General features: G+C 62.9%; 8 protein-coding genes and 1 pseudogene. 1 reads left to right on the top strand and 8 read right to left on the bottom strand.

Annotation, left to right across the window (positions count from 1 at the left end; genetic code table 11):
* A pseudogene (locus tag MFP24_RS15320) lies at nt 1-185 on the top strand (IS256 family transposase); the annotation flags it as partial.
* Nucleotides 186-451: 266 nt separating this feature from the next.
* Here the strand turns inward: MFP24_RS15320 and MFP24_RS15315 are convergent.
* The 8 genes from MFP24_RS15315 to MFP24_RS15280 all read right to left on the bottom strand — a co-directional run bounded on the left by MFP24_RS15315 (nt 452) and on the right by MFP24_RS15280 (nt 6,968).
* Entirely contained in the window at nt 452-1,045 is a 594-nt protein-coding gene (locus MFP24_RS15315; RefSeq protein WP_249230881.1) for a transposase, read from the bottom strand.
* The gene (locus MFP24_RS15310; RefSeq protein WP_249230882.1) at nt 1,042-1,272 is read right to left on the bottom strand and encodes a hypothetical protein; all 231 of its coding nucleotides are present in this window, start codon (nt 1,270-1,272) and stop codon (nt 1,042-1,044) included. Before MFP24_RS15310 ends, MFP24_RS15315 begins: the two co-directional genes overlap by 4 nt.
* Nucleotides 1,273-1,384: 112 nt before the next feature.
* A complete protein-coding gene (locus tag MFP24_RS15305) occupies nt 1,385-2,911 on the bottom strand; it encodes a class I adenylate-forming enzyme family protein (RefSeq protein WP_249230883.1) in 1,527 nt (508 codons plus the stop codon).
* On the bottom strand, nt 2,908-3,696 hold the full coding sequence (locus MFP24_RS15300; protein ID WP_249230884.1) for a VOC family protein: 789 nt from the start codon (nt 3,694-3,696) through the stop codon (nt 2,908-2,910). Before MFP24_RS15300 ends, MFP24_RS15305 begins: the two co-directional genes overlap by 4 nt.
* A 10-nt stretch (nt 3,697-3,706) precedes the next feature.
* Nucleotides 3,707-4,123 carry a PaaI family thioesterase gene (locus MFP24_RS15295; protein ID WP_249230885.1) on the bottom strand — a complete coding sequence of 139 codons (417 nt, stop codon included), beginning with the start codon at nt 4,121-4,123 and terminating at the stop codon, nt 3,707-3,709.
* A gap of 32 nt (nt 4,124-4,155) precedes the next feature.
* Nucleotides 4,156-5,172, bottom strand: coding sequence for a quinone oxidoreductase family protein (locus tag MFP24_RS15290; protein ID WP_249230886.1), 1,017 nt, complete (start codon nt 5,170-5,172; stop codon nt 4,156-4,158).
* Between the two features lie 25 nt (nt 5,173-5,197).
* Nucleotides 5,198-6,190 (bottom strand): ABC transporter substrate-binding protein, encoded by a 993-nt coding sequence (locus MFP24_RS15285; RefSeq protein ID WP_249230887.1) that lies wholly within the window; start codon nt 6,188-6,190, stop codon nt 5,198-5,200.
* A 4-nt stretch (nt 6,191-6,194) separates the two neighbouring features.
* On the bottom strand, nt 6,195-6,968 hold the full coding sequence (locus MFP24_RS15280; RefSeq protein WP_249230888.1) for an ABC transporter permease: 774 nt from the start codon (nt 6,966-6,968) through the stop codon (nt 6,195-6,197).

The following is a 6,968-nucleotide window of genomic DNA, read 5'->3' as shown; positions in this document are numbered from 1 at the left end:
AGTTCAGGAAGTTGACGAAAACCAAAGGCGCATTCCCTAACGAAAACAGCCTGTTAAAGCTACTTTATCTGGGGCTGATGAATGCGCAGGCAAAATGGACAATGCCGCTCCAGAACTGGAATTTGACTTTGTCGCAGTTAGCCATTTATTTTGAGGGACGGCTGAATAACGTGATTACGCTATAACGATTTTATCGTGACACGGAATTCTGAACGCTCTCGAGGTGACTGCCGCAGATACTGTGTTAAGCGTCAGTGGTCAAGACTCTTTTATTCACCATGCCTTTCCCCTCCGTCATGCCCGCGAAAGCGGGCATCTCAGCAACACCGAGCCCCCAGAGGAAGCCGTTCCCCGCCTTCGCGACGAGGCATCTCTGCACTCAGTGCCAACAGTGCATACCTCTCACCGCTTTCGCCACCATCATGTATCGTAGGTTTCCTCTACCCGACCATCAGCCTTTCGCCAGCGTTTTTTCCACATCGAACGCTTGCCCTGATTTCAGCACGCCCCACGCCCAGTGCACCAGCTTTCTCATCACCGCCCCCACGATTAGCTTCCCGTTCTTTCCCTGCGCTTTTAACCGCGCCGACAGGGCTTTCGCTCCTTCATTGCATTTCAGCGCACTCAGCGCCGGCATATACAGCATTTTCCTCAGCCGCCTGTGTCCCAGCTTACTCAGCACCGACCTTCCTTTGACCGAACTGCCCGACTCCCGCATTCGCGGCGATAACCCCACAAAAGCCACCGCCTGCCTCACGTTCTCCAGTCGCTCCACCCGCAGCCACGCCATCAGATAATGGCTTAACTTTTCTCCCACCCCCGGAATACTTTCCAGCAGCGATTTCTCTTTCTTCAGCCCCGGAGACTGGTCTATATGCCGGTTTATCTTTTCTTCCAACTGCCGGATTTCGTCCTCCAGCATCGCCAGTACCCGCTCTATCGAGGCCTTGCTTTCTCCTTTCGCTTCATACTGCCGGTTCGTTTCCTGAACTCGCATCTCGATAAGCGCTTCCCGACGCGCCAGCAATCGCTGTAACTCCCTCACCTCCGGTGCCGGCGGTATCCACTCCGGCGGCTGGTGCGCCGCACAGTAACGTGCTCATGCAGCCACAGCGCCAGCGCTTCGTAATACGTACTGGTTGCCTCCATGCACAGGTGACATTCTGCTTGCGCCAGCCCTTTCTTATCCAGCCACACCGCCAGTTGTCGGTAACCCTCTTCCGTATTGGAAAAAACCTTGTTCAGCCGTTTCCCGTTACGTTCAACGGCCAAATCGAATTACATGCAGACAACAAGGTCTGCATGTATAGGGGATGATTGCTGGCGGTATTCGGGGATGACTATTTCGGTGTGTTTGCCAGCAATCTGGTAAGGGTTATGCCGGTTAACGTTCAGACGGCTCTCCCGTGCCGTTCAGGCCGGCGGGCCCTATCCGCCGGGCGGCTTCCTGCTTTAGCGCCTGGCGATCGATTTTGTTGGTGCCGGCCAGCGGAAAACGCTCGAGCAGCCAGATATGGCGCGGATGCAGATAGGCCGCGCCCTCGCGCAGCGTAAAGGCTTTAAGCTCCTCCTCGTCGACCTGTCTGCCGGGGCGCAGCACCACCCAGGCCGCCGGTTTATCGCCTTTAATCTCGTCGGCGACCGGCACCACGCAGGCCTGCTGCACCGCCGGGTGGCGTTCCAGCAGTTGCTCCACTTCGCTCGGATAGATGTTTTCCCCGCCGCAGACGAACATATCGTCGTAACGGCCGATAAAGGTGTAGAACCCTTCATCATCCCGGCGGAACACGTCGCCGGTAATGTAATAGCCGTCCGGGGTGAAAGGGGCGATATCCGGCCGCTGATGGTAGCCGAGCATCAGCGCCGGGCTTTTCAGCTCCAGCACGCCGCGGCGGGAAAGCCGTCCGTCTTCGCCGCGCAGCCGCAGTTCAACCTGCGGATGCGGGTAGCCGGCGGCCAGCGGCGGCAGCGGGCGCCCTTGCGGATGCGGACCGAACACCACCGGCCCGCCCTCGGTGGTGCCGTAGGCGTTGATAATCCGCGCCTGCGGCAACAGCCGGCGGATCTGGCTTATCAGGCTGGCGCTCACCGGCGCCGACCCCATGCGCACCGCCCGCACGCAGGAGAGATCGCTTTGCGCCAGCAGGGCTTTTTCCCGCAGCATCATGGCGATCATCGGCGGCACCGCCGTCAGCCAGCTACAGCGATGGTGGTGAATGGCGCGAATATAGTCCGCGGCGCTGAACTGCGGCAGGATCACGGCGGTGACGCGGCTTGCCAGCGCCAGCAGAATCAGCGCCAGCGCGTTCATATGGTAAAACGGGGCGGCGATAAGCACCCGTTCATCATGCAGTTCGCGCGCCGCCAGACGCGTCTCTATCACCCACAGATGGCTGCGGTGGCTCAGCTTGACCCCTTTCGGCACGCCGCTGGAGCCGGAGGTATACAACAGCAGCGCCACGTCCTCCGGGCCGGCCTGCCAGGGCGTCAGCGGGCCGGGGTCGCTAAATGCCGTCAGGGCGTCGTCGTCAAAGGGGATATGCGGCGGCGGGTTGGCGATGCGCGCCAGTTGCGCGCCGTCGCCGAACAGAAAGAGGGCGCCGCTGTCCTGCAAAATATGTTCGATTGCGGCGACCGGCAGTTTGATATTGATGGGCACCGCCACCAGCCCGGCGCGCAGGATCCCCAGCAGCGCGGCGACATACTGCGGCGAGTTGAGCGCCAGAATGGCGACCTTGCTGCCGGGGGGAAATCCGCGCGCCAGCAGGGCGCGTCCGATGGCGTTGGCCTGCGCGTCGAGCCGGGCATAGCTGAGCGCTAGCGCAGGCTGCCCGGCGCGCGGGGCAATCAGCGCGGGCTGCTCGCCGTCGCGGCGTTCAGTAAACAGCACGCCGAGATTACGACCGTTCATGGCAGAAACTCGAACAGGCTTTTGAACGCCGGCAGCGCCACCAGCAGGCGTTGCGGCTGTTCGCTGAGCGGCAGATCGAGCGCGCGGGCCCGGTCGGCGATTAGCTTGCGGTCGCCGCCGTGCAGGCGCAGCGCGGCAAACTGGCTTTTACGCGCCGGGTCCGGTTGCAGCAGATGCTGATAGTGCCGGGCGAAAGCGTCGTGATGCAGGAAAGCCAGTTCAAAACCCGGCGCCGGCGCGCCCAGCGCCTGATAGTCGCCGGCCAGCGATGCGGGATCGTCGCCGACCACCGTCAGCTGGCCGATGCGCGTCACGCCGTTGCGATGGCGCAGCCACTCATCGCGCCACACCAGCTCCGGCGTGTGATGCTGGCAGAAATAGATCCGCCCGGCGCTGAAGCTGTCCGCCGCCAGATGCACCGTGCTAAAGCGCGCCTGTCGCCGCTGCCCGTCGATATCCACCGGGCGGGAGAAGGAGCGCACGGGCTGCGCGGCAAAGCCGGCCTGGCGGATCGCCTGCGCGCTGGCGGCGATATCCTGACTGGCGAACACCAGCCCGTCGAGGCCGGGCGGGCCGTCCAGCAGTTCCCGGCGCTGTACCGGCTCGCCGGGCGGCAGGCCGAGAATTTCCAGATAGTGCCGCTCGAACATAATCAGATGGTTGATCGACCCCATGGAGTGATAGCCGCGCGGCGTCAGGGTGAAGCCGAGCCGGCTCAGCAGCGCCGCGGCGCGGTCGGTCTCGAATTGCGCGTTAAGCACCAGATGGTCGAGAGATAGAGACATGGCCGGCTCCTCAGGCGGTGGCGGTGGAATAGAGGCCGCGTCCGCTGGCGACCAGACGCCCCTCGCTGTCGAACACGTCGGCTTCGGCGCAGGAGACCTGTTTACCGCTTTTGATCACCCGGCCGCGAGCGGTGAGATCGCCGCGCGCCGGACGGTGGTAATCCACGTGCAGATTCAGCGTCGGCACGCCCCGGCCGGTAAAGGCCACCAGCGCCCAGTCGGCGGCCAGATCGATCAGCGCGGCGATGATCCCGCCGTGGGTGTATCCCCCGGCGGCGTTGACCACCCATTCTTCGCGCCAGCGCGCGGTTATTTCGATTTCCCCCTCTCCCAGGGCGGTCACCTGCAGACCGAGCCATTGGTGATAGGGGCCCTGCAACAGACGCGCCTGCACGTCGGCGGCGCTCAGCGGTGTGGATTCAGCCATTAGCATTACCTTTTATCGTGATGATATTGTTTTCAGGGCGTTACGATAACCTTGCCCAGCACTTCGCGATCGCGGATAAGCCGCAGCCCTTCCGCGGCCTGTTCCAGCGGCAGAACCCGGTCAATCAGCGGATCGATTTCGCCGCGCGCCACCATCTCCAGCAGGGCGGAGAGGTTGTCGGCGTAGAAACTGTTGGAGCCTTTGACCGTCAGCTCGAAGCTCCAGATATAGCGCAGATCTTCCTGCGGGTCGTAACCGGCGGTGGCGCCGCACACCAGCAGCGTGCCGCCGCGTTTCAGGCAGCGCAGCGACGGGCGCCAGGTCTCGCCGCCGGTGAAGTTGATCACCACGTCGACGCCGCCTTCATAAGTGCGGCGCTGCGGTTTGCCGTAGGCGGCGATGGCCCATTTGGCAAAATCGGTTTCCCGGTAGTTGACCACCTGGTCCGCCCCCAGCGCCCTGAGCGCCTCGGCTTTTTCCGCGCTGCCGGCGCAGGCGATAACCTCCGCTCCCAGCCGCTTGGCCAGCACCACGCAGGCGCTGCCGACGCCGCCGCTGGCGCCGAGGATCAGCACCCGGTCGCCGGCTTTAATGGTGTTGTGGGTGATCAACATACGGTGCGCGGTGCCGTAAGCCACCGGCAACGCCGCCGCCTGCGCAAAGCCGACCTTCTCCGGCAGAGGGATAAGCTGGGCGACATCCGCCAGCGCATATTCCGCCATGCCGCCGTCGATCATCTCGCCCATCAGCCCTACGGCCGGTTTCAGCGGATTGACCAGCACGCGGTCGCCGATTTTCCAGCCGTCGACCCCCTCGCCGACGGCGCTGATTGTGCCGGCCAAATCCAGGCCGGGCACCACCGGCAGCGGAACGGTAATGCCGGGCATTCCGCGCACGGTAAACACATCGTGATAGTTAAACGATGCCGCCCCGACGCGGATCACCACGTGGCCCGGCTGCGCCGTCGGCCGCGGATGGTTATCGATTACCCGCAGCCGATCGAGGTCGCCGTGCTGCGTCAGTACCAGTGCTTTCATGGTGTCGCTCACAAGTTGTCTCCTGTTGGGCTGGCGGTTATTGGGCCAGCGGGAGGATGGATTTCGACTGCTGATAGGGGCCGGTGACAAACAGGCCGTCGCTGAGCTGCCCTTTGATGGCGCCGCTTTCAACGAACACTTTATGCTGCAATTTCAAGGTATCGATATCCGCCTGTTCGAACGAAACACGGTTCATGCTCTCCCAGCGGCTGACGTAGACTTCGGCGTCTTTCTGCGGCAGGTTGGCTTTTTTCTGCAGGATCTTCACTACCTCATCGGGATGCGCCTGCCCCCAGGCCAGGGTGTCGCGCAGCGAGGCGATCACCCGGGCCACGGCATCCGGCCGTTTCTCGATCAGCTCGCTGCGCACCGCGCCGATGCCGATATAGGGAACGGCGTCGCTGTGGGTGAGCTTGCGCCATTCATCGGCAAAGCTGCCCAGGGGTTTGACATGCAGCTCATCCAACTGGGCGATGGTCACCGAGCGCAGCGCGGCGGCATCCACCTGCTTCTGCGCCAGGAACTGCGCCAGCCGCGATTCGTTGCCGCCCACCAGCGAGAAATCCGCCGCTTTGATGTCGTAGTTGCCGGCCAGAATGGCGCCGGCGATCACCGCCACCGACGAGCCCGCCGGGGACATGCCGATCTTTTTGCCTTTCAGTTGGGAAAGCTGGGTAATCGGGGAGTCGGCCGGCGCCACAAACTGCACGTCGGCGGGCTGGGTGGCGGCGAAGATTTTTACCGGCACCCCCTCGGCGGCGGTGCTGAGAATGCCGGCCAGCGGCGCGCCGAACGCCAGATCGATGGAGCCGGAAGCCAGCGCTTTTACCGGCGCGTTGACGTCCGGGAAGTGGATAAACTCGGCGTCGATGCCGTGACGGGCGAGAAAATCGGTGCTTTCCAGCACCGCGCCATAGCCGAGGCTGACGCCGCTGGTCCAGTAGCCGATGCGTACTTTTTCCGCCGCGGCGAGATTTTGGGCAAACAGCGCCCCGGCGACCATCAGGGCCGCTGCAATGATATTTTTCATGGCGTTATTCCTGTGTGAGTTGTTTCCAGCGGAACAGACGGCGTTCCAGCGGTTTTAGAATGCCGCTCTCAAGCAGCAGCATGAGCGCGACCAATAGCACCGTCCAGGCGAACACCTGATCGGTTTGTACCAGATCGCCGGCCTGACGCAGGCGATAGCCGATGCCGTTTGACGACCCCAGCGTTTCGGCCACCAGCGATACGCGCCAGCCGAAGCCGAAAGCCAGACGGGCGCCGGAGAAGAAATAGGGCAGAATGGTGGGCAGGTAGATTTTCAGCAGCGTCTGCCAGCGGTTCATGCGGAAACTGCGCGCCAGCTCGACGTACTGGGATTCCACCGTCTGCGCCCCTTGCCAGACATTGGTCAGGATCAGCGGCATGGCGGTCATAAACACCACGAACACCGTGGTGGCATTGGAGATGCCGAACCAGATGATGGCGAAAATGGCCCAGATGGCCGACGACACGCTGTTAAACACCGCCAGCAGCGGTTCGAAGAACTGCGCCAGACGACGGCTGGCCCCCAGCGCCAGTCCCAGCGGGGTGCCGACCAGGGTGGCGAAGACGAAGCCCATCGCCACGCGGGAGAGGGTAACGCCGATGTCGTTGAGCAGCGTGCCGTTATGCCACAGCAGCTGCAGCGCCAGCCAGGTCTTTTGCGGGCCGGGCAGGATAAACGCCGGCATCCGCAGGGACGCCAGCCACCAGATAAGCAGGAACAGCAGCAACAGGGACAGGCGTTGTAAGAGCAGCGTCGACAGCGAGCGGGCACGGGACAT

The organism is Brenneria tiliae, assembly GCF_023347575.1.
GTDB lineage: Bacteria > Pseudomonadota > Gammaproteobacteria > Enterobacterales > Enterobacteriaceae > Brenneria > Brenneria corticis.
This window is presented reverse-complemented; position numbering and strand designations above follow the sequence as displayed.

What these genes read in the sequence shown, in the direction of transcription:
- MFP24_RS15305 (WP_249230883.1), bottom strand. Translation starts at nt 2,911, where the DNA reads ATGAACGGTCGTAATCTCGGCGTGCTGTTTACTGAACGCCGCGACGGC.
- MFP24_RS15300 (WP_249230884.1), bottom strand. Translation starts at nt 3,696, where the DNA reads ATGTCTCTATCTCTCGACCATCTGGTGCTTAACGCGCAATTCGAGACC.
- MFP24_RS15295 (WP_249230885.1), bottom strand. Translation starts at nt 4,123, where the DNA reads ATGGCTGAATCCACACCGCTGAGCGCCGCCGACGTGCAGGCGCGTCTG.
- MFP24_RS15285 (WP_249230887.1), bottom strand. Translation starts at nt 6,190, where the DNA reads ATGAAAAATATCATTGCAGCGGCCCTGATGGTCGCCGGGGCGCTGTTT.
- MFP24_RS15280 (WP_249230888.1), bottom strand. Translation starts at nt 6,968, where the DNA reads ATGTCCCGTGCCCGCTCGCTGTCGACGCTGCTCTTACAACGCCTGTCC.